Annotated in this window: 22 protein-coding genes; 11 read left to right on the plus strand and 11 right to left on the minus strand. The window is 68.2% G+C overall.

Going from position 1 to position 24,971, the window contains the following annotated elements; genetic code table 11:
- Positions 1 to 161: 161 nt before the first annotated feature.
- The 3 genes from ASC91_RS23995 to ASC91_RS24005 are packed head-to-tail and all read right to left on the minus strand — an operon-like array spanning position 162 to position 5,663.
- Positions 162 to 3,503, minus strand: coding sequence for an error-prone DNA polymerase (locus ASC91_RS23995; RefSeq protein WP_235532081.1), 3,342 nt, complete (start codon positions 3,501 to 3,503; stop codon positions 162 to 164).
- Positions 3,500 to 4,876, minus strand: coding sequence for a DNA polymerase Y family protein (locus ASC91_RS24000; RefSeq protein ID WP_056203143.1), 1,377 nt, complete (start codon positions 4,874 to 4,876; stop codon positions 3,500 to 3,502). The genes ASC91_RS23995 and ASC91_RS24000 overlap by 4 nt, the downstream gene beginning before the upstream one ends.
- On the minus strand, positions 4,845 to 5,663 hold the full coding sequence (locus ASC91_RS24005; protein ID WP_056203145.1) for a hypothetical protein: 819 nt from the start codon (positions 5,661 to 5,663) through the stop codon (positions 4,845 to 4,847). The genes ASC91_RS24000 and ASC91_RS24005 overlap by 32 nt, the downstream gene beginning before the upstream one ends.
- A 176-nt stretch (positions 5,664 to 5,839) precedes the next feature.
- Here ASC91_RS24005 and ASC91_RS24010 point away from each other — a divergent pair, with 176 nt between their 5' ends.
- Entirely contained in the window at positions 5,840 to 6,220 is a 381-nt protein-coding gene (locus ASC91_RS24010) for a VOC family protein (protein WP_056203148.1), read from the plus strand.
- Positions 6,221 to 6,225: 5 nt separating this feature from the next.
- On the opposite strand, the gene ASC91_RS24015 is transcribed toward ASC91_RS24010, so the two are convergent.
- From ASC91_RS24015 to ASC91_RS24025, 3 genes are all read right to left on the minus strand, one after another.
- Positions 6,226 to 7,272 carry a serine/threonine protein kinase gene (locus tag ASC91_RS24015; protein ID WP_056203151.1) on the minus strand — a complete coding sequence of 349 codons (1,047 nt, stop codon included), beginning with the start codon at positions 7,270 to 7,272 and terminating at the stop codon, positions 6,226 to 6,228.
- 23 nt (positions 7,273 to 7,295) lie between these two features.
- Positions 7,296 to 8,162 carry a DUF2726 domain-containing protein gene (locus tag ASC91_RS24020; RefSeq protein ID WP_056203154.1) on the minus strand — a complete coding sequence of 289 codons (867 nt, stop codon included), beginning with the start codon at positions 8,160 to 8,162 and terminating at the stop codon, positions 7,296 to 7,298.
- A gap of 159 nt (positions 8,163 to 8,321) precedes the next feature.
- Complete coding sequence (locus tag ASC91_RS24025; RefSeq protein ID WP_082532968.1) at positions 8,322 to 9,119, minus strand: GNAT family N-acetyltransferase; 798 nt, start codon at positions 9,117 to 9,119, stop codon at positions 8,322 to 8,324.
- A gap of 213 nt (positions 9,120 to 9,332) precedes the next feature.
- Here ASC91_RS24025 and rplM point away from each other — a divergent pair, with 213 nt between their 5' ends.
- The 4 genes from rplM (at position 9,333) to mdtD (ending at position 12,132) form a co-directional block, all read left to right on the plus strand.
- On the plus strand, positions 9,333 to 9,761 hold the full coding sequence (rplM, locus tag ASC91_RS24030) for a 50S ribosomal protein L13 (protein ID WP_056203159.1): 429 nt from the start codon (positions 9,333 to 9,335) through the stop codon (positions 9,759 to 9,761).
- A gap of 9 nt (positions 9,762 to 9,770) precedes the next feature.
- Entirely contained in the window at positions 9,771 to 10,163 is a 393-nt protein-coding gene (rpsI, locus tag ASC91_RS24035; protein WP_056203161.1) for a 30S ribosomal protein S9, read from the plus strand.
- Positions 10,164 to 10,262: 99 nt separating this feature from the next.
- The gene (gene erpA, locus ASC91_RS24040; protein WP_056203164.1) at positions 10,263 to 10,628 is read left to right on the plus strand and encodes an iron-sulfur cluster insertion protein ErpA; all 366 of its coding nucleotides are present in this window, start codon (positions 10,263 to 10,265) and stop codon (positions 10,626 to 10,628) included.
- An 85-nt stretch (positions 10,629 to 10,713) separates the two neighbouring features.
- Positions 10,714 to 12,132, plus strand: coding sequence for a multidrug transporter subunit MdtD (gene mdtD, locus ASC91_RS24045; protein WP_082532969.1), 1,419 nt, complete (start codon positions 10,714 to 10,716; stop codon positions 12,130 to 12,132).
- A gap of 10 nt (positions 12,133 to 12,142) precedes the next feature.
- Here the strand turns inward: mdtD and ASC91_RS24050 are convergent, their stop codons facing one another.
- Together ASC91_RS24050 and ASC91_RS24055 are read right to left on the minus strand one after the other, a co-directional pair.
- Entirely contained in the window at positions 12,143 to 13,258 is a 1,116-nt protein-coding gene (locus ASC91_RS24050) for an anhydro-N-acetylmuramic acid kinase (RefSeq protein ID WP_056203170.1), read from the minus strand.
- Entirely contained in the window at positions 13,236 to 14,621 is a 1,386-nt protein-coding gene (locus ASC91_RS24055; protein WP_082532991.1) for a M23 family metallopeptidase, read from the minus strand. Before ASC91_RS24055 ends, ASC91_RS24050 begins: the two co-directional genes overlap by 23 nt.
- A 236-nt stretch (positions 14,622 to 14,857) precedes the next feature.
- Between ASC91_RS24055 and tyrS the strand changes: the two genes are divergently transcribed.
- Positions 14,858 to 16,084 carry a tyrosine--tRNA ligase gene (tyrS, locus tag ASC91_RS24060; protein WP_056203175.1) on the plus strand — a complete coding sequence of 409 codons (1,227 nt, stop codon included), beginning with the start codon at positions 14,858 to 14,860 and terminating at the stop codon, positions 16,082 to 16,084.
- Between the two features lie 135 nt (positions 16,085 to 16,219).
- Positions 16,220 to 16,696, plus strand: a complete 477-nt coding sequence (locus ASC91_RS24065) for a DUF6622 family protein (RefSeq protein ID WP_056203177.1) — start codon at positions 16,220 to 16,222, stop codon at positions 16,694 to 16,696.
- Positions 16,697 to 16,741: 45 nt separating this feature from the next.
- On the opposite strand, the gene ASC91_RS24070 is transcribed toward ASC91_RS24065, so the two are convergent.
- Positions 16,742 to 20,080, minus strand: coding sequence for a S41 family peptidase (locus ASC91_RS24070; protein ID WP_056203180.1), 3,339 nt, complete (start codon positions 20,078 to 20,080; stop codon positions 16,742 to 16,744).
- Positions 20,081 to 20,219: 139 nt separating this feature from the next.
- On the opposite strand from ASC91_RS24070, the gene ASC91_RS24075 reads away from it, so the two are divergent.
- Genes ASC91_RS24075 through ASC91_RS24090 form a run of 4 tightly spaced genes read left to right on the plus strand, consistent with a single transcriptional unit; the run spans position 20,220 to position 24,293 of the window.
- Positions 20,220 to 21,752, plus strand: coding sequence for a DUF4331 domain-containing protein (locus tag ASC91_RS24075; protein ID WP_056203183.1), 1,533 nt, complete (start codon positions 20,220 to 20,222; stop codon positions 21,750 to 21,752).
- A gap of 11 nt (positions 21,753 to 21,763) precedes the next feature.
- Complete coding sequence (locus ASC91_RS24080) at positions 21,764 to 22,033, plus strand: hypothetical protein (protein WP_056203186.1); 270 nt, start codon at positions 21,764 to 21,766, stop codon at positions 22,031 to 22,033.
- The gene (locus tag ASC91_RS24085) at positions 22,030 to 23,190 is read left to right on the plus strand and encodes a hypothetical protein (protein WP_056203188.1); all 1,161 of its coding nucleotides are present in this window, start codon (positions 22,030 to 22,032) and stop codon (positions 23,188 to 23,190) included. Before ASC91_RS24080 ends, ASC91_RS24085 begins: the two co-directional genes overlap by 4 nt.
- Positions 23,187 to 24,293 (plus strand): HupE/UreJ family protein, encoded by a 1,107-nt coding sequence (locus ASC91_RS24090; RefSeq protein WP_082532970.1) that lies wholly within the window; start codon positions 23,187 to 23,189, stop codon positions 24,291 to 24,293. Before ASC91_RS24085 ends, ASC91_RS24090 begins: the two co-directional genes overlap by 4 nt.
- Here ASC91_RS24090 and ASC91_RS24095 read toward each other — a convergent pair.
- Together ASC91_RS24095 and ASC91_RS29700 are read right to left on the minus strand one after the other, a co-directional pair.
- Entirely contained in the window at positions 24,277 to 24,648 is a 372-nt protein-coding gene (locus ASC91_RS24095) for a hypothetical protein (RefSeq protein ID WP_056203194.1), read from the minus strand. The two genes, ASC91_RS24090 and ASC91_RS24095, sit on opposite strands and share 17 nt — an antisense overlap.
- Entirely contained in the window at positions 24,636 to 24,875 is a 240-nt protein-coding gene (locus ASC91_RS29700; protein WP_157282021.1) for a hypothetical protein, read from the minus strand. The genes ASC91_RS24095 and ASC91_RS29700 overlap by 13 nt, the downstream gene beginning before the upstream one ends.
- Between the last annotated feature and the right edge of the window lie 96 nt (positions 24,876 to 24,971).

Here is a 24,971-nt window from a genome sequence, read left to right on the forward strand (position 1 = left end):
TGAAATTTCTGACCGATTGGAGTCATTGGGGCGCAGGGCTTCGCTCCTCCGCTCATTACTGGCTGCTGCATCCAGTGCGCACTTGGCAGCGGCCCGAAGTGGCGGTCATGGTGGGCCCATGTGCGGCCCGGTGTTCGGAAGCGGGACTTGCCGGGTTTAGCTCACTTGAAGTCCCGACTCTCCGTCGGCAACCGGCCCAGCAGCGGGTTGAGGTTGGTGAAGCCCTGCGCCAGCAGGTGGCGCACATCGCCGTCGCCGCGCTGCCAGACGCCTTCCACGGCCAGCAGCCGTGCGCCGAGGATGGTGTTGCGGTGCTCTTCATAGACCTTGGGCCAGACGATGACCTGCACGTTGCCGGTCTCGTCCTCCAGCGTGACGAACAGGGTGCCCTTGGCCGTCTGCGGCTTCTGCCGCCCGGTGACGATGCCGCAGGCCTTGGCGCGGCGGCCGCTCTTGACGGCGTCGAGCTGCTGGGCGCTGAGCAGCCCTTGCTTGGACAGGCGTGGGCGCAGCAGGGCCAGCGGGTGGCGGCGTAGCGTCAGGCCCGTGGCGGCGTAGTCCCACAGCACCTCCTCGCCCTCGGCGGCGGCGGGTAGTTCGAGATCATCCTCGGGCAGCAGGCTGCCCTGCAGCAGCTCCGGCATGGCATGCAGGGCCGAGGCCTGCCAGACCTGCTGGCGGCGATGGCCGGCCAGCGACGTCAGTGCATCGGCGGCGGCGAGCTGTTGCATGTCTTGCTGCGTCAGGCGGGCTCGGAAGGCCAGGTCCTGCGGGTGGGCGAATTCGCCGTCGCGAGCGCGAGCCTGCTCGATGCGCTCGGCCGCCTCGTCGCCCAGGCCGCCGACGAGGCGCAGGCCCAGCCGCACGGCGGGTTGGTGCTCGCCCGGTCGGGGCTCCAGCGTGCTGTCCTTGTTGCTGTGGTTCACGTCGATGGCGCGCACCTCGACCTCGTGCCGGCGCGCGTCCTGAATGAGCTGGCTGGGCGTGTAGAAGCCCAGCGGTTGCGAGTTCAGCAGCGCGCACAGGAAGGCCGCGGGCTCGTGGCATTTGAGCCAGGAGCTGACATAGGTCAGCAGCGCGAAGCTGGCGGCATGGGACTCGGGGAAGCCGTAGGAGGAGAAGCCCTTGATCTGGCTGAAGATGCGCTCGGCAAACGCGTCCTCATAACCTCGTTCTCGCATGCCCTTGACGACCTTGTCGTAGTACTTCTCCAGCACGCCGGGGCGCTTCCACGCGGCCATGGCACGGCGCAGCTGGTCAGCCTCCCCGGCGCTGAAGCCCGCGGCGATCATGGCCACCTGCATGACCTGCTCCTGGAAGATGGGCACGCCCCGGGTGCGCCACAGGGCTTCCTTCAGCGCCTCGCTGGGGTACTCCACCTGGTCTGCCGGCAATGCGCGGTTCTTCAGATAGGGGTGCACCATGCCGCCCTCGATCGGCCCGGGGCGGACGATGGCGACTTCCACGACCAGGTCGTAGTAGTCGCGCGGCTTCAGCCGCGGCAGCATCGACATCTGGGCTCGCGATTCGATCTGGAACACACCGATGGTGTCGGCCTTGCAGATCATGTCGTAGGTGGCGGTGTCGTTGTCGGGGATGGTCAGGTCGATGGCCGTGCCGCGCATCGGGTTGACGAGATCGAAGCAACGCCGGATGGCGCTGAGCATGCCCAAGGCCAGCACGTCGACCTTCATCATCTTCAGCTCGTCGATGTCGTCCTTGTCCCACTCGATGACGCTGCGGTCCTTCATCGTCGCGTTCTCGATGGGCACGAGGCGCTCGAGCGAGCCTTGCGTCAGCACGAAGCCGCCCACGTGCTGGGAGAGGTGGCGGGGCAGCCCGTTGAGCTGGCGGCCCAGGGTGATGAGTTGCTGAAGCCGCGGATCGTCGTCCGGCAAGCCAAGCTGCTGCAGCAGCTCGATCCGATGTTCTTCGGGCAGCACCTGGGTGGACCAGCCGCTGTGGTCATTGCTCATCACTTCGAGCTGCGCCTCGCTGAAGCCCAGCGCCTTGCCGACATCCCGGATCGCGCTCTTGGGCCGGTAGCAGATGACGACGGCCGTCAGCGCGGCACGGTCGCGGCCGTATTTCTTGTAGAGGTGCTGGATGACCTCCTCGCGGCGCTCATGCTCGAAGTCGACGTCGATGTCGGGCGGTTCGTTGCGCTCGCGGCTGATGAAGCGCTCGAACAGCAGCGTGCTGCGGTCGGGGTCCACCGATGTGACGTGCAGGCAGTAGCAGACGACGCTGTTGGCGGCTGAGCCGCGACCCTGGCAGAGGATGCCGATGCTGCGCGCGAAGTCGACCACATCGGCAACGGTCAGGAAGTAGTGTTCGTACGCCAGCTCCTCGATCAGTTCCAGTTCGTCCTCGATGCGGCGCTTGAATTTGTCGGGCACACCGCCCTTGGCTTCTGGCCAGCGCTTGTAGGCACCGGCATAGGTCAGGTCGCGCAGGTGCTGGCGCGGCGTGCGACCGGCAGGCACAACCTCGCTGGGGTAGCGGTAGCTGATCTCGTTGAGGCTGAACGTGCAGCGAGCCGCCACCTGCGTCGTCTCTCGCATCAACGCTTGCGGATAGATCTGCGAGATCCGGTAGCGGCTGCGCAGATGGCGCTCGGCGTTGGGCTGCAGGTCGAAACCGCACTCGGCCACCGTGCGGCCCAGGCACGTGGCCGTCATCACGTCCTGCAGCGCCTTGCGCGAGCGCACGTGGAAGTGCACGTCACCGGCGGCAACCAGCGGCAGCGCCGTCTCCTCGGACAGCGCCTGCAGCCGCTGCAGCCACAGCGCATCGCTGGCCTCGCGCAGCAGCTCGACGGCGATCCAGGCGCGGCCGGCGAAATGGCGCAGCACCCAATGCGCCGCCGGCGCCAGCTCGGCATCTGGGGCCTCGCGCGGCAGCACGAGCAGGGCCAAGCAGTCGGACAGTTTCTCGGGTGAGATCTGGCGCCAGTGCAGCGTGTACTCGCCTTTGACCGGGCTGGCACGCCGCAGCCGGGTGATGAACTGGCTGAGATTGCCGTAGCCGTTGAGGTTCTGCGCCAGCAGCACGAGCTTGAAGCGCGGCGTGCCGGTGTCGTCGCGCACAAGGAACTCGCTGCCGATCAGCAACTGCATCAGCTGCGGTTGCGCAATGTCGTCTTCGGTCTGGCCCGCCTCGCGTGCAACCTCTTTCAGGGCGTGGTGCGCTGCCTCGCGCATCTCCCGCAATTGCTTGTGCGCGCGCACGACGCCCGCCAGCGAGCATTCGTCGGTGATGGCCAGCGCTTCGTAGCCCAGGTCGCAGGCACGCTCCACCAGTTCGGCCGGCTCGGACGCGCCACGCAGGAAGCTGAAGGCCGACAGGCAGTGCAGCTCGGCATACCGCGGCACGTCGGTGCGCGAGCCGGGCTGGGCCCGTTGCCACCCATCGGCGGCGCGGCGCAGGTCGGCTTCCGAGGCGATTCCCTGCTCGCGCAGCATCGCCAGCCGCTCGTCGCGGTCCGACATCGGCGGCGTCATGCGAAGACCCCATGCAGGAACCATCCCGATGTGGCCGTTGCCGCGTCCGGCAGGCGCTCGTGATAGACCCACAGCAACCCGCGCGCGGCGCTGCGGTAGACGAAGTAGTCGCGCGTCTGCAGGCCGCCGCGGCCCTCCCACCACCCGGCCTCGATGCGGTGCGGGCCGCTGACTCGCGCCAGCGGCCCGGCGTACAGCGGCTGTTCCTGCGCATCGCAGCGCAGTGGCTGTGGTGGCTCGACGAGCCAGGTCGGCTGCGGCCCTGGTGGAGAGCGCACAGCTACGGCAGGCGGTGCTGGCCAAGGCTGCCAGCGCTGCATTTCGGCCAGCCGATGGTCTTCGCGCAGCCGGCCTTCGCGCACATGGTCGGCGCCCAGGCGCACCGACAACCGCTCCAGCAGCGCATTCGTCGTCGTGCGCTCCTGCGGATCGGCGGGGCCGGGCAACAGGCTGCTGCTGCCTTCCTCCAGCGGCAGCACGGTATCGGCGCTGAGGCGGATTTCGCCGGCTGGCGCGGCCAGTGTCATGCGGCCCAGGTGTTCGGACAGCAGCCTTGTAAGCCGCCTCAGATCGCGCGTCGTGTCCGCCGTGGCCACGGTCAGCTCGCCGCTGTCGGCCACGTCGCGGGGGCGCATCGCGTCGTGCTGCCAGGCCAGTCGCAGCGCACGCACACCGGCATGGCGGGCGGCGAGGAAGGCGCAGAGCTGGCGCAGCAGGGTTTCAGCAAAGTGCAGCAGCACGGGCGCGTGCTCGACGCGGTAGGGCAGCTCCAGCCGGGCGTCGAAGCGATCGGGCAGGGTCAGCCAGCTGTGTATCTCGGGCAGGTCGCCATAGGCCTGGTCCAGCGCCGTCAGCAGCGCCGGGCCAAAGCGCTTGGCCAGTGCCGGGCGAGGCAGCCGGCGCAGCTCGCCCAGGCGCGTGCAGCCCAGGCGGGCCAGCATGGCGTGATGGGCTTGGGCGGCGCTCAGTGCCGATAACGGCAGCGCGTCCAGGCGCTCGCTCAGGCGGCCAGGATTGATGTCGCTGCAACGCGCCAGTGCCAAGGCGCCCAGCGCTGTCGGCGCCCAGGCCATGTCGCCCAGGGCCAAGCCGGCTTGTGTTGCCTGCGTCTGCAGCCGCTGCCGCAACGCCCGTGCGCCGCGGAACAGCCGCAGGCTGGCCGACACCTCGGCCACCACCGCTTCCTCCAGCCGCGCAACGCGCGGCGTGAAGCTCAGCGCCAGCCAGCCGAGGGCGTCAACATCGCCAATATGACCTGTTGACCCCCAGGGCAGGGCTGCGCCCTGCCCGCCCCCCGAGGGGGTCAAGGCAACTTGGGGCGGCCCGGCGTTGCCTTGGGCATCAGGCCTGCAGCACAGGGCGAGCCAGCGCATGAGGGCGCTCCATCGGAGGGCTGGCCGGAGCCGGCGCGGGCTCCGGCATGGGGGCAGGCAGGGGCTTGCGCTTGGCGGCAGTCAGCAGCGGTTCCACCGCGCCGGGCACGGCGGGCAGTTCAAGCCAGCCCTCGTGCGCGGGCCCGCGGCGCTTGAGCAGGTGCACGGCCAGGTCCCAGCCCTCGCCCGGCTGCACGATCAGGCGCAGCGGCGCGGCCGAGGACTGCTGCTGCACGCGCTCCGGCCGCATCAGGAAGGCCGGCGCATCGGAACTCAGCGCATTGACCTGCAGGCGCCGGATCTGCTCCGGCCGCGCCTCGGGCAGCCAGGCCAGCACGGCCACGCGCGACTTGATGGCCTGCTCGGCGGCCCAGAGCGCTTGAGCCGGCGTGCTGGCCTCCACCCAGATCAGTGCCGAGGGTGGCAGGCCCAGGGCCTGCAGGCCCGGCAGATGGGGCGTGTGGGGCGGGTTGATGAGCAGCAGCGAACGCAGCGCCGACGTGACCACGCGTCCGCGACGGCCGGGAGCGGCCGCCGGCAGGGCCTGGGCCGCCCACCAGCCGCGCAGAGCCGGCGCCAGCAGCCGCCACTCCAGCACGCCGGGCTGCGATGTCAGCAACTCGGTGACTGCCCGCAGCGGCCAGCCGCCGCCGGGCAGTTCGGCGTCCAGCGCCGCAAAACCGCTGGCCAGCGTCGGATCGGCGGCGGTGCTCAGGCTGCTGCCGCGCCACAGCCACCCCTGCAGCCGGGCGTCGTCCAGCGGCAGGGGGACGAGCGGGGGCCGCAAGGCAGCGCAAGGGACACAGGAGGCGAGAGAAGCGGACAACATGGCCAGGAAACAGGCAGGTCGGGGGAAGAATCCGGAGCTTGAATGAGATCACAAGACTGTATGGATATCCAGTATTTTCTGGCAATCGACCCCACCTTGGCGCTAGCATTTCACGGCGTTCCTGGAGAGCCGCCATGCAACTCGCCCCGCTGATCTGCGTCCATGACGTGTCCGCCAGCAGCCGCTGGTATCAGCGCTTGCTGGAGTGCCACAGCGGCCACGGCGGCGACGAATACGAACGCCTGAACGCGCCCGACGGCCATTTGCTGCTGCAGTTGCACCGCTGGGAGGTCGATCACGATCATGGGCCTCTTGGCGACGTCGAGTTGCGCCCCTATGGCAACGGCGTGCTGCTGTGGTTCGAGCTGGCTGACTTCGACGCCGCCGTGGAGCGGGCGACAGCGCTGGATGTCGACGTCGTCAGGCCGAAGCGCTGGAGCCAGAACGGCAACTGGGAGTTCTGGCTGCGCGACCCCGATGGCTATGCCGTGGTGTTGACGAGCCCACTGCCCTGAGCGAATCAGGCGAAGCCGTCGCCATCGAAGTTGACCTCGTCCTCGTCACGGGCCAGCGTCGGGGTGCTGCCCTTGGGCCGCATCGCTTCCAGCTGTTCCCTCAGCTTGGCCACTTGGTCCAGCCAATAGTTGGGCGTGCCAAACCAGGGGAAGGCGAGAGGGAAGGCCGGGTCGCCCCAGCGGCGAGCCAGCCAGGCGCTGTGGTGGATCATGCGCATTGTTCGCAACGGTTCGATCAGGCGCAGTTCGCGATCATCGAATTCGGCGATCTGCTCGTAGCCATCGAGCACGGCGTTGAGCAGGCTGCGTGCAGCATCGGGCTCGCCGGGCAACAGCATCCACAGGTCCTGCACCACCGGGCCATTGACGGCGTCGTCGAGGTCGACGAAGTGCGGCCCGCGGTCAGGCGTCCAGAGGATGTTGCCGGGATGGCAGTCGCCATGCAGGCGTGTCAACTGCAAGTCGGGCAGGCTGTCAAAGGCGGCCTGGATGGCATCAATGCAGCGGCGTGCGGCCTCGTCCCAGGCGGGTGCGATCTCGGGCGGGATGGCGTCGTTGCCCATCAGCCAATCGCGTGCGGCCTGGGCGGGCGCGGCGCTGGCCCAGGCCAGGCGTTCGGCAAAGGGCTTTTGGCGGCCGACGCCGTGCAGGCGAGCCAGTAGCCGGCCGATCCAGCGCAGCACTTCGGGGTCTTCCAGCTCCGGCCCGCGCCCACCCTGGCGCGGCGTGACGGCCAGGCGCTGGCCCTGATAGTGGAAAAGGGTGGAGCCGCCCTCTAGCGTCCACGGCGCCGCGACGGGCACCTCGGCGGCGGCGAGCTCGGTGGCGAAATCGTGTTCTTCCAGGATCTGCGCATCGCTCCAGCGCGCCGGGCGGTAGAACTTGGCGACAGCCGCGCCGCCGTCCTCCAGGTGCAGCATCAGCACGCGGTTCTCGAAGGAGTTGAGCTGCAGCAGCCGGCCGTCGGCACGCAGGCCGGCGGCGTCCAGGGCGTCGAGCATGAACTCCGGCGTCAGGTCGCCGAAACTGAGATCAGGGGTCGCGTCATGCATCCGGCGAGTGTCGCCGGTTGCAATCAACTCCGACGGGGACGCTGGGTGGCGTAGCGCGGCGCATCGACGACGACGCCGACGATGTCGTCCATCATGGCCTCCTCGTCGGCGTCATCGAGCACCGGCAGATTGCGCGGGTTGTAGCGCGCCGGGTCGAGGTTGCGTGAGGACAGACGGCGCTGTGGATGCGGCGCGGCGGGCTGGGCCGGCATGCGCGGATGGCGGTCGCGCTCTCGGTCCCCATAGCCGTCATTGCCGCCACTGAAGACGCCAGCGTCCTGCCACAGCGGCAGAGGCTGGGAGAACTGCCCCCAGTCGCTGCCGAATTCGTCCTCGCTGCTGCCCATGCGGCGGCGCGGCGGCGTCGATGTGGCTGCCGGTGCGGGGAGCGGGCCGCGTGAATTGCTGCTCTGGGGCACCAAAAGCTGCAGCTCGGCGACGCTGGGCAGCTGGTCCATCGCGCAGCGCAAATAACGCACGCGGCAGGCGGAGAGCACGGCATGCTTGATCTGCAGGCTGCGCGGCGTAACGCCGCGCTCGCCCTCGAGGTCGATGGCGGCCAGCACGCGACCATTGGGGCTGCAGACCGCGAAGGTCACATGCGAGGCGCCGAGCAGGTCGAACCAGTAGCGCACTTCCTTGGCCTCGGTCGGCTGGCAAAACCGCACCAGCGGCAGCTTGGACAGCACGACGTGGTGGGGCAGGGCCTCGCGCAGCAGCCGGAAGACACGGCGCTCGTCGGTCGTGAATACAGGCCGCGCCGTGAGTGACCACTCCGCCGGCAAGCCTTTATTGGCGTACGCAGGTCGGCGCAGCGCCCAGATCAGGCTGATGGCCAGACCCAGGACGCAAACAGCCAGCGCGGCGATCCAATAAATGGCGTACGGCATACCCTGAAGGGATTTCGGCGGATGACGCCGACCTTGTTTTCTCGCGGCGCAATGGTCGGGCAATGTAGCGCAACGTCCCTAAAAGGAATTACTCGCTAGTCCCGATTCCCCCGGGCCTGAGGGGGAGCATGCCTGGGAAAACGGCCGTTAGCCCGTCATTTATTCCTTGGCGGCGCGCCCGGGAGATTCGAAATGGGCTTTGACCTCGGCAACGCTGTCGACAAATCCACTCAGCACTTGAGCCTGGCGCTTGAACTGGAAATCCAGCTCGCCCAGATGCCGCTCCAGTGCCTGCTCGACCTGGGAGCTGAATGATTCGGGTGGCAGGCGCAGATAGGCCGCGGATTCGCTGCCGTCGCGCTCGACGATGGCGCCAGCCGCTGCCGCAATGCGCAGCATGGGACGGTTTTCGCTCAGTGCGTGGATGAACAGGGTGTCGATACCCCGGTTGCGGGCATGCAAGCCCGCGGCGTCGAAAAGCCGCCGTCCCAGGCCCCGGCCGCGCGACTGCGGCAGCACGGAGACGCCGAACTCGGCCATCGTGCGGCTGGGCTCATCCGGCATCGGTTGCCCATAGGCCAGATGGGCCAGGGCGATCAGGTGCAGGCGGCGGTTGAAGATGCCCAGCACCTCGTCGCGGGCAAAGTCGATGCTGAGGGCGTATTTGCGAATCTGCTCGTCCGAAGCCGGGTACCCGAAGCGCAAGTAACGGTCCTGCGGCTCCAGCGCCAGCAGGTGGTCAATGATGCGATGGCGGTGGCGGCGCGCGAGTGAGCGAATTGGCACCCAGGTGGAAAGGAGCTCCAATGCAGCCCGGGCCTTGGCCAGCGGGCCTGCCGGTTCGGCCGGGGCGGCTGCCGGCGCAATCGGGTCGAGGCCGAAGGCCGACAGCTCATGGCCCTCGCCCGCCGCGGCTTCGGCGAGGGGAGGAGAGGCGGCGGACGGGGGCTTGGGCATGGCGGGCACTGCAAAGGTATGGCAAGGTTAACGCCTCGGTCCTTTTCAAACCATCGGCCGCACTGCTACACTCGTGGGCTTTTCCGTCAAAAGGCTGCGGGAAAGAGCCGTGTTGAGAGGCTGTGCATCAGACACAAGCACCGAGACCGGTCGAAGTTCAGCCATCTATTGCCGGTTTCAGCAGTTTGAAGCCGGCGCAGCGAAAGCACTCTCATGAAGACCTTCAGCGCCAAGCCGGCCGAAGTGACGCACGAGTGGTTTGTGATTGACGCCACCGACAAGGTGCTCGGACGTGTTGCCAGCGAAGTGGCACTCCGTTTGCGCGGCAAGCACAAGGCCATTTACACGCCTCACGTGGATACCGGTGATTTCATCGTCATCGTCAATGCCGAAAAGCTCCGTGTCACGGGCAACAAGGCCACCGACAAGGTGTACTACCGTCACAGCGGCTTCCCCGGCGGCATCTACGCCACGAAGTTCAAGGACATGCAAGCCAAGCACCCCGGCCGCGCGCTGGAAAAGGCCGTCAAGGGCATGCTGCCCAAGGGCCCGCTCGGTTACGCCATGGTCAAGAAGCTGAAGGTCTACGCAGGCCCGACGCACCCGCATACCGCCCAGCAGCCCAAGGCTCTCGAGATCTAAGGAACGGCCATGATCGGAAACTGGAATTACGGTACGGGCCGTCGCAAGTCGTCGGTCGCTCGCGTCTTCATGAAGAAGGGCACGGGCCAGATCATCGTCAATGGCAAGGCCATCGACGCTTACTTTGGTCGTCAGACGTCCATCATGATCGCCAAGCAGCCCCTGCTGCTGACGAACAATGGTGAAGCCTTCGACATCAAGGTGAACGTGCACGGCGGTGGCGAATCGGGTCAAGCCGGCGCTCTGCGCCTGGGCATCACCCGCGCGCTGATCGACTACGACGCAGCCCTGAAGCCCGAACTGAGCCGCGCCGGCTTCGTCACGCGTGACGCGCGTGAAGTCGAGCGTAAGAAGGTCGGTCTGCACGGCGCCCGTCGCAGGAAGCAGTTCAGCAAGCGTTAATTGCTGCGCATCGACACAAAAGGCCGCTTCGAGCGGCCTTTTGTTTTTGCGCGGACAATCCCCATATTCGTCTCTGGACAGATTCACAGGAGCCTCGCCATGAGCGCCGTGCTTGATACCCCCGTCACTGACATTCCCGTGCCCCTGGTGTTCACCGACAGCGCCGCCGACAAGGTGCGCGACTTGGTGGCCGAGGAAGGCAACCCGGACCTGAAGCTGCGCGTTTTCGTGCAGGGTGGTGGTTGCTCCGGCTTCCAGTACGGCTTCACCTTCGACGAGGCCGTCAACGACGACGACACGCAGATGCAGAAGAATGGCGTCACGCTGCTGATCGACTCGATGAGCCTGCAATACCTGATGGGTGCCGAGATCGACTACAAGGAAGACCTGCAGGGCGCCCAGTTCGTCATCAAGAACCCGAACGCCACGACGACCTGCGGCTGCGGCTCCTCCTTCTCGGTCTGAGCCTTCGCTCAACCCTCGCTGACAAGCCGCCTCCGGGCGGCTTTTTCATTGCCGACCCATGGCACCTCCCTTGCCGTCTCCCGACATGGATCAGGAACGCAAGCAGCGCATGCTGCTGTGGCTGGTGGCCCTCGGCTTCTTCATGCAGACGCTGGACGCCACCATCGTCAACACGGCGCTGCCGGCAATGGCGCGCAGCCTGGGCGAAAGCCCGCTGCGCATGCAGTCCGTCGTCGTCGCCTATTCGCTGACGATGGCCATGCTGATCCCGGCCACGGGCTGGGTGGCGGACCGCTTCGGCACGCGCCGCATCTACGTCGGCGCAATCGTCCTCTTCGTGATCGGCTCGGTGCTGTGCGCGTTGGCGCCCAGCCTGGACGCCCTGGTCGCCGCGCGTGTCGTGCAAGGCGCTGGTGGCGCGCTGCTGCTGCCGGTCGGACGCCTGGTCGTGCTGCGCACCTTCCCGCGCGAGCGCTTCCTGCAGGCGATGAGCTTCGTTGCCATTCCCGGCTTGGTCGGCCCGCTGATCGGCCCAACGCTGGGCGGCTGGCTGGTGCAGGCGGCGTCCTGGCACTGGATCTTTCTGATCAACCTGCCGGTCGGCCTCATCGGCGCCTTGGCCACGTTGCGCTACATGCCAGCACCTGCGCCGGTCGCGGTCGGGCGCTTTGATCTGACGGGCTATCTGCTGCTGGCCTTCGGCATGGCCGCGGTCTCGCTGGCGCTGGACGGCCTGTCGGGCCTGGGCTTGCGCCAGGCTTCGGTACTGATGTTGATGATCTTCGGGCTGGCCAGCCTGACGACCTACTGGCTGCATGCCCTGCGCCGGCCCGACCCGCTGTTTTCGCCCCGGCTGTTTCGCATCGGTGCGCTGCGCATCGGCCTGCTCGGCAATCTGTTCTCGCGCCTGGGCAGCTCCTGCATGCCCTTCCTGATCCCGCTGCTGCTGCAGGTGACCATGGGCTATTCGCCCGCCCAGGCCGGCATGATGATGTTGCCCGTGGCCCTGGCCAGCATGTCGATGAAGCGCGTGACGACACCGCTCATCCGGCGCCACGGCTACCGGCGTGTGCTGGTCGTCAACACCTTGCTGGTCGGGCTGACGATGGCGAGCTTCGGCTTCGCCACGCCTGGGCAGCCGCTGGTGGTGACTGTCGTGCAACTGGCACTCTTTGGCGCCGTCAACTCGATGCAGTTCACCGCGATGAACACGCTGACGCTGAAGGATCTCGAGCCCGACAACGCGAGCAGTGGCAACAGCCTGCTGTCCATGGTGCAGATGCTGGCCATGGGCATGGGTGTGGCCGCGGCGGGCGCGGTGCTGGCGGCCTTCACAGCGCACTTCGGCATGGACGGTGTGCAGACGCTGCAGGCCTTTCGCGCCACCTTTGTCTGCATGGCCCTGATCACGATGGCCTCGGCTGGCATCTTCGGCCAGCTCGAATCGGGCGACAGCCACGTGGCGCTGGCGATCAAGCAGCAGGACCCGCCCGAACCGGGCTGAGCCCGCGCTGTCAGGCGGGGTAGAGTGCCCCCAGCAGGCGCGTGCCTGCTGCGCCGGTGACGGCAGGCAGATTGCCCGGCCGGCGCTCGACAAAGCACCGGGCCAGCCAGGCGAAGGCCGCCGCTTCGACCTGGTCGACCGGCAGGCCGTGCGCGGCGCTGGTCTGCACGGCCACGCCGGGCAGCAGCGCCGCCAGGCGGCCCATCATCGTGCCGTTCAGGGCGCCGCCACCGCAGGCGATCAAGTGCTTGGCCTGTGGCATGGTGGTGTGCAGGGCGTCGGACACGCAGCGAGCGCTGAGCTCCAGCAGCGTCGCCTGCACATCCTCCGGCGCGAGACTGGGCGCCAGCTTCGCGTCCAACCAGCGCAGATGGAAGAGATCGCGCCCCGTGCTCTTGGGCGGCGGTAATGCGAACCAGGGTTCGGCCCGCAATGCCGCCAACAGTTCGGGAAGCACCTTGCCCGTCGCGGCCCAGGCGCCGTCGGCGTCATAGGCCAAGCCGCGATGTCGGGCGATCCAGCCATCCATCAGGCAGTTGGCCGGGCCGCAGTCGAAGCCGCCGGTGCGGCCGTCGGCATGCAGCAGGCTGAGGTTGCTGATGCCGCCGAGATTGAGCACTGCCACGTCCGCCTGCGCTGCACCGAAGACGGCGCGGTGGAAGGCCGGCACCAGTGGCGCGCCCTGGCCGCCCGCGGCCACATCGCGGCTGCGCAGGTCGCAGATGACGTCAATGCCGACCTGCTCGGCCAGCAGGGCGCCGTTCAGCAGTTGCGTCGTGTAGCCGTCGAAGCCGTCCGGGCGGTGGCGCGCCGTCTGGCCATGAGCGCCCAGCGCCGCAATCTGCTTGCGTGGAACGCCCGTGGCTTCAAGCAACTGCGAGACGACGTCGGCATAGGCACGGGCTACCGCATTGGCAGCCAAGGCGGCGCGATGCAGCTCGTTACCGCCAGGTGCGTTCAGTGCCAACAACTCGTCGCGCAGCGCGTGGGAGAAGGGGGCATGCACATGGCCGGTGACGGCCAGCGCATCGGCGTCGAAGAGGACGCCATCAATGCCGTCGAGCGAGGTGCCCGACATCAGCCCGATATAGAGCTGACGGAGCTCAGTCGGCGGCTGAGACGCCATCCATGGTCTCGGCCACGGCCAGTTGGGTCTTGACGCTGGCGACGGTCTGCAGGAACTGCGACTTGGCGTAGTTCGGCAGCGTGATCGCCTCGGAGGCGCGAGCGATGGTGCGTGGGTCCATGTGGCGGCCACCGACGCGGAACTCGAAGTGCAGGTGCGGGCCGGTGGCCCAGCCGGTCGAGCCGACGGCACCGAGCTTCATGCCCTGTTCGATGCGCTGGCCCTTCTTCACGTCGATCTTGCTCAGGTGAGCGTAGACCGTGCTGCGGTCGCCGGCGTGGCGCACCTGCACGACATTGCCAAAGCCGTTCTGCCAGCCGGCCATTTCGACCGTGCCATCGCCCACCGACCGCACGGCCGTGCCGGTCGGCGCACCGTAGTCGACACCGTTGTGCTGGCGCCAGGTCTGCATGATGGGATGGAAGCGCATCGCGAAGCCGCTGGTGATGCGCGAGAACTCCATCGGGCTGGCCAGGAAGGCGCGACGCTTGCTCGTGCCGTCAAAGCCGAAGAAGCTGCTCTTGCCGGTGGCGTTGTCCTTGAAATAGACGGCCGAATAGGTGCGGCCGTTGTTCGTGAACTCGCCGGCCAGCAGGCGGCCGACGCCGCCGTCCCACGGGACCGGCTCGCCGTCGGCGGTCAGCGTCTCGTAGACGATGCTGAAGCGGTCGCCCTTGCGCAGCTCGCGGTGGAAGTCGATGTCGCCCGAGAACATGTCGGCCATCTGCGAAGCGATGGCGTCGGGGATGTTGGCGTCGTCGGTGGCGGCGAACAGCGAGGTGCGGATGGTGCCGCTGCCCAAGGCCACCTGGGCCTGCAGCGGGGCCGTTTCGGTGCGGGCGGTGAAGCGGCCGCCGACGCGCTCGATCGTCAACCGGGTGAAATGACTTGCTTGCTGCTCGACCTTTTCGGCCGGGAAGCGCATGACGATCTTCTGCACCTGGCCGGAGGCGTCGGCTGTCAGGTGGACCATCTTGCCGGCGCGGCCCTGCAGCACGCGCCGGCCCAGCGGGTCGGTGCGCAGGAAGGCCGCGGCGGCCGGATCGAAGGCGCCGGCACGCTTGAGCAGGCTGTCAGGGGTATCGCTGGAGCGAGTGGCTTCGGCGCGGGTCAGGCCGACGGCGTGCGTGGCCAGCTCCTCGAGCTGACTCTCCACATCGGGCGTGGCCAGGGTCTCGACCAACGTGCGCTTGGGCAGCTCGGCGGCGTCAGGGGCCAGCGGCGCGATGCCGAAGGCGGTCACGGCGAAGCAACTCAGCAGGCCGACGACGGTGGCCGTCAGCGCACGCGGATGCCGGGCGGCAAAGGCCTCGGCGTGCTGCAGGCTGGCTTGGACTTGCTTCAGGCGGTTCTTAACAGTCACTCTCGCTGTCACTCTCGGTATTCCCGGGGTTGTCGCTGGGGCAATCCCGGCCGAGCCGGTTCAGCGCTGAGGCCGCTCGTGGGCGGCCCTTAAAATCCCTGGATTGGTTGTGTTGAAACAACACCCCCAAACGAAGGGTGAATTCTAACGGCTTTGTCCTACCTGGCATGCCGGTTAACCCCGATGGATCAATAACTTAACGTTTCGCCCGGCTTGCTGCCGGGCGCCGATGCGCCATGTCCGACGCTCCGCAATTCCCCATCACCGATGCTGTCCTCGAAGCCCTGGCCGTCACGCGCCGCGGCGTGGACGAGTTGCTGCCGGAGGCCGAGTGGACGAAGAAGCTGGCCCGCTCCGCCGCCACCGGTGTGCCGCTGCGTATCAAGCTGGGCCTGGACCCGACGGCGCCCGACATCCACGTCGGTCACACGGTTGTCTTGAACAAGATGCGCCAATTGCAGGACCTGGGTCACCAAGTCATCTTCCTGATCGGCGACTTCACCTCGCTGATTGGCGACCCGTCCGGCCGCAACGCCACCCGCCCGCCGCTGACCAAGGAACAGATCCAGGCCAACGCCGAGACCTACTACGCCCAGGCCAGGCTGGTGCTGGACCCGGCGCGCACCGAGATTCGCTACAACTCCGAGTGGAGCGAGCCGCTGGGCGCGGCCGGCATGATCCAGCTGGCGAGCAAGTACACGGTCGCCCGCATGATGGAGCGCGACGACTTCACCAAGCGCTTCGCGGCCCAGACGCCGATCTCGGTGCACGAGTTCCTCTACCCGCTGATGCAGGGCTACGACTCGGTGGCGCTGAAGAGCGACCTGGAGCTGGGTGGCACCGACCAGAAGTTCAACCTGCTGATGGGCCGCCACCTGCAGCAGGAATACGGCCAGGAGCCGCAGTGCATCCTGACCATGCCGTTGCTGGAGGGCTTGGACGGCGTCGAGAAGATGTCCAAGTCAAAGAATAACTACATCGGCATCACGGAGGCGCCGAACACGATGTTCGCCAAGATCCTGTCGATCAGCGACGTACAGATGTGGAAGTGGTTCGAGCTGCTGTCCTTCAAGTCCCTGGCCGAGATCGCCGCGCTGAAGGCCGAGGTCGAGGGTGGCCGCAACCCGAAGGACGCCAAGGTCATGCTGGCCAAGGAGATCACGGCGCGCTTCCACAGCGCGGCGGCGGCGGACGCGGCCGAAGCCGACTTCAACAATCGCGCCCGCGGTGGCATTCCTGACGAGATTCCTGAAGTTCAGTTGAGCGGCGCGCCCATGGGCATCGCCCAGGTGTTGAAGGGGGCCGGCCTTGTCGCATCGACAGGCGAAGGCCTGCGCATGGTCGAGCAGGGCGGCGTGCGCCGGGCCGGCGAAGTCATCGCCGACAAGGGGCTGAAGCTTGACGCCGGCGAGCATGTGCTGCAGGTGGGCAAGCGCAAGTTCGCGAGGGTCGTGCTGAGCTGAGCGCCCGGCGGGCGGCCGTTCGCCACCGTTCGCTGGCGATTCCCGCCGCGCGCTGTCCATTCGTCGCAAGCCGTTGGCCCCAAGGGCGAGGCATCCGCACAGTCCAGGCATCGCAACACCCACCGGATGCCGCCAATGACTGCTTCTTCCATCCCCTTCTGGCCCTTCGCCGTCCTGGCCGGCCTCGTCATGCTGGGCTACCGCCAGTCGCGTGACCGTGTCGTCCAGCCCGGCATGCTCGCCAAGGTCGCCCTGGCCATGCTGGCCCTGTCGCTGTATGGCGTCACGACGGCCTTCGGCGCACACATGGTTCCCGTGCTGGCCTGGGCGACGGCCTTTGCAGCTGCCGTCTTCATCGGTGGCCCGCTGTTTGCACCGCGCGGCCTGGCCAAGGAAGGCGCCGCCGTGCGCATGCCCGGCAGCTGGGTGCCGCTGGGCCTGATGCTCGGCATCTTCATGACCAAGTTCGGCCTGGGCTTCGCCAACGGCATGGGCGCCCATGTGCTGCAGGAGCTCTGGTTCATCGCCGCGGTGAGCGCGATCCTGGGCCTGTTCAGCGGTGCCTTCGCGGCCCGGGCCACGGCGGTGCATCGCTTCGTCCGCGCCGCTTGATCTCTCAAGCCCATGAAAAAGGGAGGCCGCGGCCTCCCTTTGCTTTCACGGCTTGACCGGCCGCAGATACGGTCCCGGCTTCACCACCTGGACCGGCTGCTCGGCAATCCGGCGCTTCAGCTCGGCCAGCGCCGCATCCAGCTGCGCGTCCTGGCCCATCGCCGTCGCCCGCGGCGGGTTGTCGACCTCGATGTCCGGCGTCACGCCGATGCCCTCGATCAGGAAGCGGCCCTCGGCGTCGATCTGCCCCGTCTCGGCGGCCCGCATGATGCCGTTGTCGATCAGGCGGTTCTGGTCCGACAGCCACACGCCCGCCCCCGAGCTGCGCTTGCCAATGACGGGTCCCAGCTTGAGGCGCTTGAAGCCCTCGGCGAAGGTCTCGCCGTCGCTGTAGGTGTCCTCGTTCATCAGCACCACCGTGTGGCCGCGGTAGACGTTCTGCATGTTGGCGTAGACCGGCGCGCCGCCTGGCGAGCGCGGTTGCCAGAAGGCCCAGGCGCGGCGCAGCAGCTTTTCCAGGATCCAGCTGTCGATGTTGCCGCCATTGTTGTAGCGCACGTCGATGATGAGGCCGTCGCGGTCGCTGGCAGCGTAGAACTCGCGCACGAAATCGGCGATGTCGGCCGCGCTCATCGCGCGCAGATGCACGTAGCCGATGCGGCCCTGGGCCGACTGCTCAACGGCGCGGGCGCGGCTGACGCGCCAGTCGTTGTAGCGCAGCTGGTTTTCGCGCGTCTGCGCCACCGGCGTGACGATGCGCTGCACCGTCTTGCCGCTGGCCTGTTTCACCTCCAGCAGCACCTGGCGGCCGGCCTGGCCGCGCAGCAGCTCCAGGATGTGCGGCGCGCTGGCGCTGGGGCGGCCATTGACGGTCGTGATGACGTCACCCACTTGCAGGTTGAGACCGGGCGCGGCCAGCGGCGGTGCCTCGGATGGCAACTCCTGCTCATGCGCATAGATCGCATCGATGCGCCAGCCCTCCGGTGCGCGCGAGAAGCGCCCACCGAGGCCCGCGAGGCCAGGCTCGTCGGGCGCGAGCCGCGTGTCGCCGGCGCCGATCTGGCTGTGCAGGGCGCCCAGTTCGCTGACCATCTGCGCCATCAGCTCGGCGAGCTCGAAGCGGTCGGTCACACGGTCCACCAGTGGCTCGTACTTGGCGCGCACGGCCACCCAGTCGACGCCGTGCATGGCCTTGTCGTAGAAGTGGTCGCGGTGCATGCGCCAGGCGTCGGCGAACATCTGCTTCCACTCGGCGCGCGGCTGCGTGGCGATCTGCCAGTCGCTCCAGCGCACTTGCAGCTTGGCGAGTTCAGTCGGCAGCTTGGGCGCCGCGTCGACGACGAGGATTTCCGGCGCCGCACCCGCGGGCTGGTTGCGCACCAGCATCAGCTTCTTGCCGTCGGCACTGATGTCGTAGTTGCGCACGTCGCTGGCCAGGATCTCGGCCGGGCCGCCCTGGTTGTCGATGCCAACCGACTTGAGCTGGCTCTTTCCGTCCAGATCACGATCCAGGAACCACAGGCGCTTGCCATCCGCGCGCAGCGCGCGGTAGCTGCCGGCGGTCACGGGCAGCTCGTGGAGGCGCTCGGCCAGGCCTTCGAAAACGATGGCGGGCTTGCCCTTCTTCTCGGCGGCTGGCTTCTTGTCGTCCTTTGGATCAGGCTTGCGCTCGGTCGGCTCCTTGTCGGTGGCCTTCTTGTCCTCGGCGCGCTGCTCGTCGGCCTTCTTCTCGGTGACCGACTCCAGCTCGTCCTTGGCCGCGAACGGCGAGCGCAGGCCCGTCTGCAGGGCCAGCGCGTAGAGCTTGGCGCGGAAGCCGAAGAACGGCCCGGTGTTGCGGTCGCCCCATGTGCTGCCATTGCCCGTCGTCGCGAAGTTGCGGTTGGACGCGAAGTACAGCCATTGCCCGTCCGGGCTGAAGGTGGCGCTGTCGCTGTCGTAGCGGTCGCTGGTCAGCGTGTGGGTGCGGCCATCGGCCGTGCTGTAGAGCTGCAGCTGGCTGCGGTCGGCATGGCGCAGCGACAGCGTCCAGGCCAGGGCCTGGCCATCGGGACTCCAGCCCTGCAGCTGCGGCGCGTCACCAAGGGCGCTGCGAGCGATCTCGCGTGTTGTCTTGGCCTTCAGGTCGGTCAGCCAGATGCCGCCTTCCTTGTCGGTATGCGCCAGCCAGCGGCCGTCGGGCGAAGGGAGCAGGTCGCGGCGCTGCGTCGTTGCGCCGCTGGTGATGCGTTCGGGTTGACCCGTGCCATTGGCCGCGAAGCGCCAGATCTCGGTCTCGCCGCTGAAGTCGCAGACGGCGAAGACGCTCTTGTTGTCGCTGCTGAATTCACCCTTCTTGCAGCTGCCGTCGGCCGGCAGCGGCAGCTCAGCGCGGCGCAGCTGCTGCACGCCCTGCGTCGCGAGGTGACCGCGCGCGGCCAGCAGCACGCGCTCGCCATTGGGGGCGAAGGATGTGTCGGTCAGGAAGTCCTGCGGCTTCTTGATCCAGCGCTCGCGCTGCTGGTCGAAGTCGCCGCCCAGGCTGATGTCGAGCTTCTTCGCGCCCGCGCTCTGCGCGAGGTCGACGAGGTAGAGGTCCGCGCCCACTGCATAGACGACACGGCTGCCGTCGATGGATGCGTGGCGGATGTCCCAGCCCTTGTGCGTGGTGTGCTGGCGCATGTCACCGCCTTGGGCATTGACCGACCAGATGTTGACCGTGCCTTCGCGGTCCGACAGGAAGGCGACGCGCTCCGCGCCACCGTTGCGGTAGGGCAGGGGACGGCGATCGTTGTTGCCCTCGGCGATCAGCGGTTTTGCTTCCGCCTTGTCCGTCAAGTCCAGCGACCACAGCCGCGCGATGGCGCCGCCGCGGTACTGTCGGGCGTTGTCGCTGCGCAGGCCGCTGCGCGTGAAATAGAGCGTCTTGCCATCGGCGCTCAGCGCGGCGTCGCTGGCCTCGCCGACGGGCAGTTGGCGGCGCTGGCCAGTCTTCACGTCGATGGCGAAAAGCTGACTGCCGGGACGGGCGTCCAAGCCGGTGTAGAGGACTTCGCCGGCGGCCGTGAAGCCCCAGACGCGCATGCCGCCGCCTTCCCAGGTCAGGCGCTTCGGCGGGCCGCCGGCCACCGGCATCAGGTAGATCTCGGTGCCGCCGTCGTACTGCGCCGTGAAGGCCAGCCATTGCCCATCGGGCGACACGGCGGGCTGGGTCTCCTGGCCGCTGTGCGTGGTCAGCCGCTGGGCTTCGCCGCCCTGCGTGCCGACGCGCCAGAGGTCGCCCTCGGCGACGAGATAGACGGCATCGCCACCCAGTGTGGGCTGGCGATAGAAGCCGCTGGTGCCGGCCCAGGCGCTCGTGGCGCACAGGACCGCAGCGAGCGCGGCGAGACGGAAGCGGGGCATGGGGCTCTCCTGATGAGGGTCGCCATTGTGTTGTTAGGGGAATGGAGGGCGATTCGTCACATCGGGTGAATCCGTAGAGCCTCTGAGCGCGTAACAGCGCTCAGATGCCAAGACGGCATTGCCATACAGGATGCCCCCGATGAAAGCTCGTCTCACCCGCAGCGCCGTGGGCGCAGCGCTGCTCTGCCTGGCCGTTGGCGCCCAGGCTTCCAGCCACCGCGAAGCGCCCTTCATCACGACCGTGCCCAAGGTCGACGCGACGGACTTCTACATGTTCAACAGCTACGAGACCGGCCGTGCCGGCTACGTGACGCTGATCGCCAACTACCAGCCGCTGCAGGACGGCTATGGCGGCCCGAACTATTTCTCGATGGACCCCAACGCGCTCTACGAGATCCACGTCGACAACGTTGGCGATGCCAAGGAACACCTGACCTTCCAGTTCCGCTTCAAGAACACGCTGTCCAACAGCGGTGCCGGCACGTCTTTAAGCGTCGGCGGCAAGATGGTCGGCATCCCGCTGATCCAGTCGGGCGCGGTGGCCAGCGTCAAGGACGCAAACCTGCAGGTCAACGAGAGCTACACGCTGACCGTGGTGCGCGGCGATCGCCGCAGCGGTACTGCCCAGGCGGTCACGCATGCCACCAGCGGCGCGACGACGTTCGACAAGCCGGTCGACAACATCGGCAAGAAGACCATCGCCGACTATGCGAGCTATGCGGCCAAGCATGTCTACCCCATCACCATCCCCGGCTGCAGCACGCCGGCCAAGGTCTTCGTCGGCCAGCGCCAGGACCCGTTTGCCGTCAACCTCGGCACCATCTTCGACCTGGTCAACGCGCCGGTCTCCGTCATCACCGACCCATCGCTGATCAATGCCGCGCCCAACACCCTCGACGACAAGAACGTCTCCACGCTGGCGCTGGAGGTGCACAAGGACTGCCTGAAATCCGCGACCGACGATGTCATCGGCGGCTGGACCACGGCCAGCCTGCGCCAGGGCCGCCTGCTCGATCCCAAGCCGGGCTCGGGCCATCAGGCCAGCGAGAAGGCCGGCGGCGCCTGGGTGCAGGTCTCGCGCCTGGGCATGCCCCTGGTGAATGAAGTCGTCATCGGCCTCAAGGACAAGGACAAGTTCAACTCCTCCAAGCCCAAGGACGACGGCCAGTTCGCCGACTACGTGACCAACCCGACGCTGCCGGCCTTGCTGGAGATCGCGCTGGCCCTGCCCAACACCGCGCCGACCAACTTCCCGCGCAACGACCTGGTCACCACCTTCCTGACCGGCATCAAGGGTGTTAACCAGCAGAAGACGGTCACGGCCTCCGAGATGCTGCGCCTCAATACGGCAATAGCGGCCGTGCCCTTCGCTCAACAAAACCGTTTGGGCATCGTCGGCAACATCCTCGCCGCAGGCAACGACAACGCCGGCTACCCCAACGGCCGCCGGCCCAAGGACGACGTCGTCGACATCTCGCTGGTGGCCGTCATGGGCGGCCTGTGCGTGGCCAACGGCGACACCGACAAGCTCGGCTTCGGCGCGGCCTGCAAGCCCAGCGTGGTGCCCCTGGGTGCCACGACTTTCAAGCTGCATGACGCGGTCGATCAGGCTGTCGTGCCCCTGCTGAGCGGCTTCCCCTACCTCAACACGCCCATCCCGGGCACCAAGTGAAAGGGGCCGCCATGTTGACCCGCAAGACTGCCGCGGTCGCCGCCGGCGCCGTGCTCGTGCTGGCCGCCTGCGGCGGCAGTGACAGCGACACTGAAATCATCAGCCCGCCGCCCCCACCGCCGCCGGCCCCCACCGCGGTGCCCGACAGCGCCGTGGCCTCGTCCGCCGCCCTGGTGAGCTACCTGAAGGCGCAGAAGACCGACGACGAGACCACGGAGGCGCTGACGCTGCCGACGGTGGCGGTGTCGGTCAGCGAAACCGAAGAGCCCGTGAGCCTGTGAAGCACCTGCTCGTGCTGCTGCTGGCAATCCCGCTGGCGGTCTTGGCCGAACCTTTCGTCCCGAAGGTCGACGCCGAGATCGTGCAGCGCCTGCCTTACCGCATCGACGCGGCCGAGCGCCAGCGCCGTGCGGCCTTGTCGCGCGACCCAGCACAGCTGCAGCTCGCCGTAGCCACCGCCCGCGCGGCGCTGCAGCGCGCCCGCGTGCATGGCGACCCGCGCGAGCTCGGCGCGGCACAGGCCGCGCTGGCGCCGTGGTGGCACCAGGCCGATGCACCCGCCGATGCCGTGCTGCTGCGCGCCCGCGTTCTGCAGGCGCGGCACGAGTTCGAGCCTGCCCTGGCCGAGCTGCACCGCCTGTTGGCGCGCGAAGATCTCGCGCCGGAGCATCGCGCCCAGGCCCTGCTCGACGCGGCCGCGTTGCATCAGCTGCGCGCCGAACTAACCGAGGCTCGCACCTTGTGCGAACAGCTTCAACCCCTGGCCGCACTGCCGGCAACTGCCTGTCTGGCCGAGCTGGCCAGCCTGTCAGGCCAAGGCCAAGTGGCGGCACAAACGCTGGCCCAGCTCAGCCCGGGCCGGTCCACCGCGCCCTGGCTTGCACTGATGCGTGCCGAGCTGGCCGAGCGCCTCGGCAACGAGACCACCGCGCCTGCCCTCTACCGTGCCGCGCTGGCCGGTGAGGACGAGGTCTACACGCGCGCCGCGCTGGCCGACTGGCTGCTGGCCCGCCAGCGCGCGGCCGAGGCCCTCGTGCTGGTCGAACGCAGCCCCGATGCAGAGGCCGATGCATTGCTGTTGCGCCAGGTCATCGCCTTGCGCCAGCTCGGCCGCGATGCGTCGGCGCCGACGGCCCTGATGCGCGAGCGCCTTGCCGCCGCCGACCGCCGCGAATCGGGCAAGCATGCGCGCGAGCAGGCCCGCTTTGCCCTCGATGTCGAGCAGCAGCCACGCGAGGCCCTGCGCCTGGCCCGGCTGAACTGGGCGATGCAGCGCGAGCCTGTTGATGCGGTGCTGCTGCTGCGCGCTGCCCTCGCCGCTGGGCGCGATGGCGATGCGACGCGTGAGGAACTGGCGCGCGTGCTGCGCGGCAAGGGCTGGCAGGATGCACGCCTTGCCGCTCTTGATCGGCGTTTTGACCGGAGCTTCGCGCCGTGATCCGTTGTTTGTTGTGGCTGGCGCTGCTGCTGTGCGGTGTGGCCCAGGCCCACCAGGCCAGCGAGGCCTATCTCGTCTACCGCGTCGAAGGTGCGGCGGTCGAACAGCGCCTGGACATCGCCTTGCGCGACCTGGACCGCGACCTGGCGCTGGACGCCGATGGCGACGGCAACTTGAGCTGGGGCGAGGTGCGCCAGCGCTGGCCCGACATCGAAGCGCTGGCCATGGCCGGCCTGCGCTTCACCGCCGATGGCGCGGCCTGCACGCCGCAGGACCGTCCCCAACCCCAGCTCGACCAGCACAGCGACGGCATGCACGCCGTGCTCATCAGCCACTGGCTCTGCCGCGCCGCCGTGCATGAGCTCGACATCGACTACCGCCTCTTTGCCAGCACCGACACCGCCCACCGTGGCCTGGCCCGCCTCGTCGGCGCGGCGGGCGAGCCGCTGGTGCTGACGCCCGGCGCCGGCCCACAACGTCTGGCGCTGGACAGCCGCGGCTTCGGTGGCTTCGTCGTCGAGGGCATGGCCCATATCGCCAGCGGGCTGGACCATGTGCTTTTCCTCGTCACGCTGCTGCTCGTCGCCGTCTGGCGTCGCGAGGGCAAGGGCTGGGCGCCCCGTGCCAGCGGCCGCGCCGCGCTGGCCGAGACGCTCAAGCTTGTCACCGCCTTCACTCTGGCCCACTCCATCACCCTGGCGCTGGCGGCCAGCGGCGCCATCGACCCGCCGACCACCGTCGTCGAATCGCTGATCGCGCTGACCGTGCTGCTCGCCGCGCTCGACAACCTGCGGCCCTTTGTGCCTGGGCCGCGCTGGAGCATGGTCGGCCTCTTCGGCCTCGTGCACGGCGTCGGCTTTGCCGGGCCGCTGAAGGACCTGGGCCTGCGCGGCAGCGAACTGGTGCTGCCGCTGCTGGGCTTCAACCTCGGCGTCGAGCTGGGACAGCTTGCCGTCGTCGCGCTGCTGCTGCCACTGGCCCTGATGCTGCGCTCGGCGACCATCTACCGGCGCTGGATCGTGCCCGGTGGATCCAGCGCTGTCGCCGCGCTGGCCCTGCTCTGGTGTGTCGAGCGCAGCTTCGGGCTCAGCCTGCTGCCTTGAGCGGCCGCAGGCGGCTGCGCAGCAACGCCAGGTCGAAGCGGTAGAACACCGCCTGTATGCCGCGGCCCGATGCGCAAGTCGACAGCGCATCGTCGCCTTCGTGCATCCCGCCAGCCGTATCCCGCGCGCCCAGGCAAGCCAGCCCGGGCGGCAACTGGGCCAGCAGCATCTGGGCCATGATGAGGCTGTCGGCATCGCCGACCAGGGCTTGGAGCGGGATGTCGACACTGCCGGCAGCGTCGTCCAGGTGCGTGGTCAGTGCCTGCTCCAGCCGCGCGCTGACGCCCAGCATGGCAGGCTCGGTGGCAAAGGCCATCGCGTCGGTGTCCAGCAGTGCGCTGATCAGGACGGCCATACAGCCTCCTGGCGCAGGTCGCTGCGCAGCGGTGTGATGCGGTAGCTGTAGCCCGGGCGCATCAGCAACTGCGGGAAGGCGCAGCGGCTGAAGCCATCGCCCACGACGTCGCCGGAGCGGTCGTGCAGCATCTCCCAGTAGAAGCCGAAGACCTGTGGCGGCTGGCGCCGCAGACGCGGCAGGCCGCAAGCCGGGCGGCTCGCATGAGGAATCCAAAGATTTGGCACGGCATGCTCCCCGGGGCACACACAAGCGGCCCCTACATGCACAGACGCGCAAATCCGCGCGACCCGGTCACGCCGGCATGCACAAGCTAGGGGGAG

The sequence above is a fragment of the Pelomonas sp. Root1237 genome (assembly GCF_001425055.1).
In the GTDB taxonomy this organism is placed as follows: Bacteria; Pseudomonadota; Gammaproteobacteria; order Burkholderiales; family Burkholderiaceae_C; genus Pelomonas.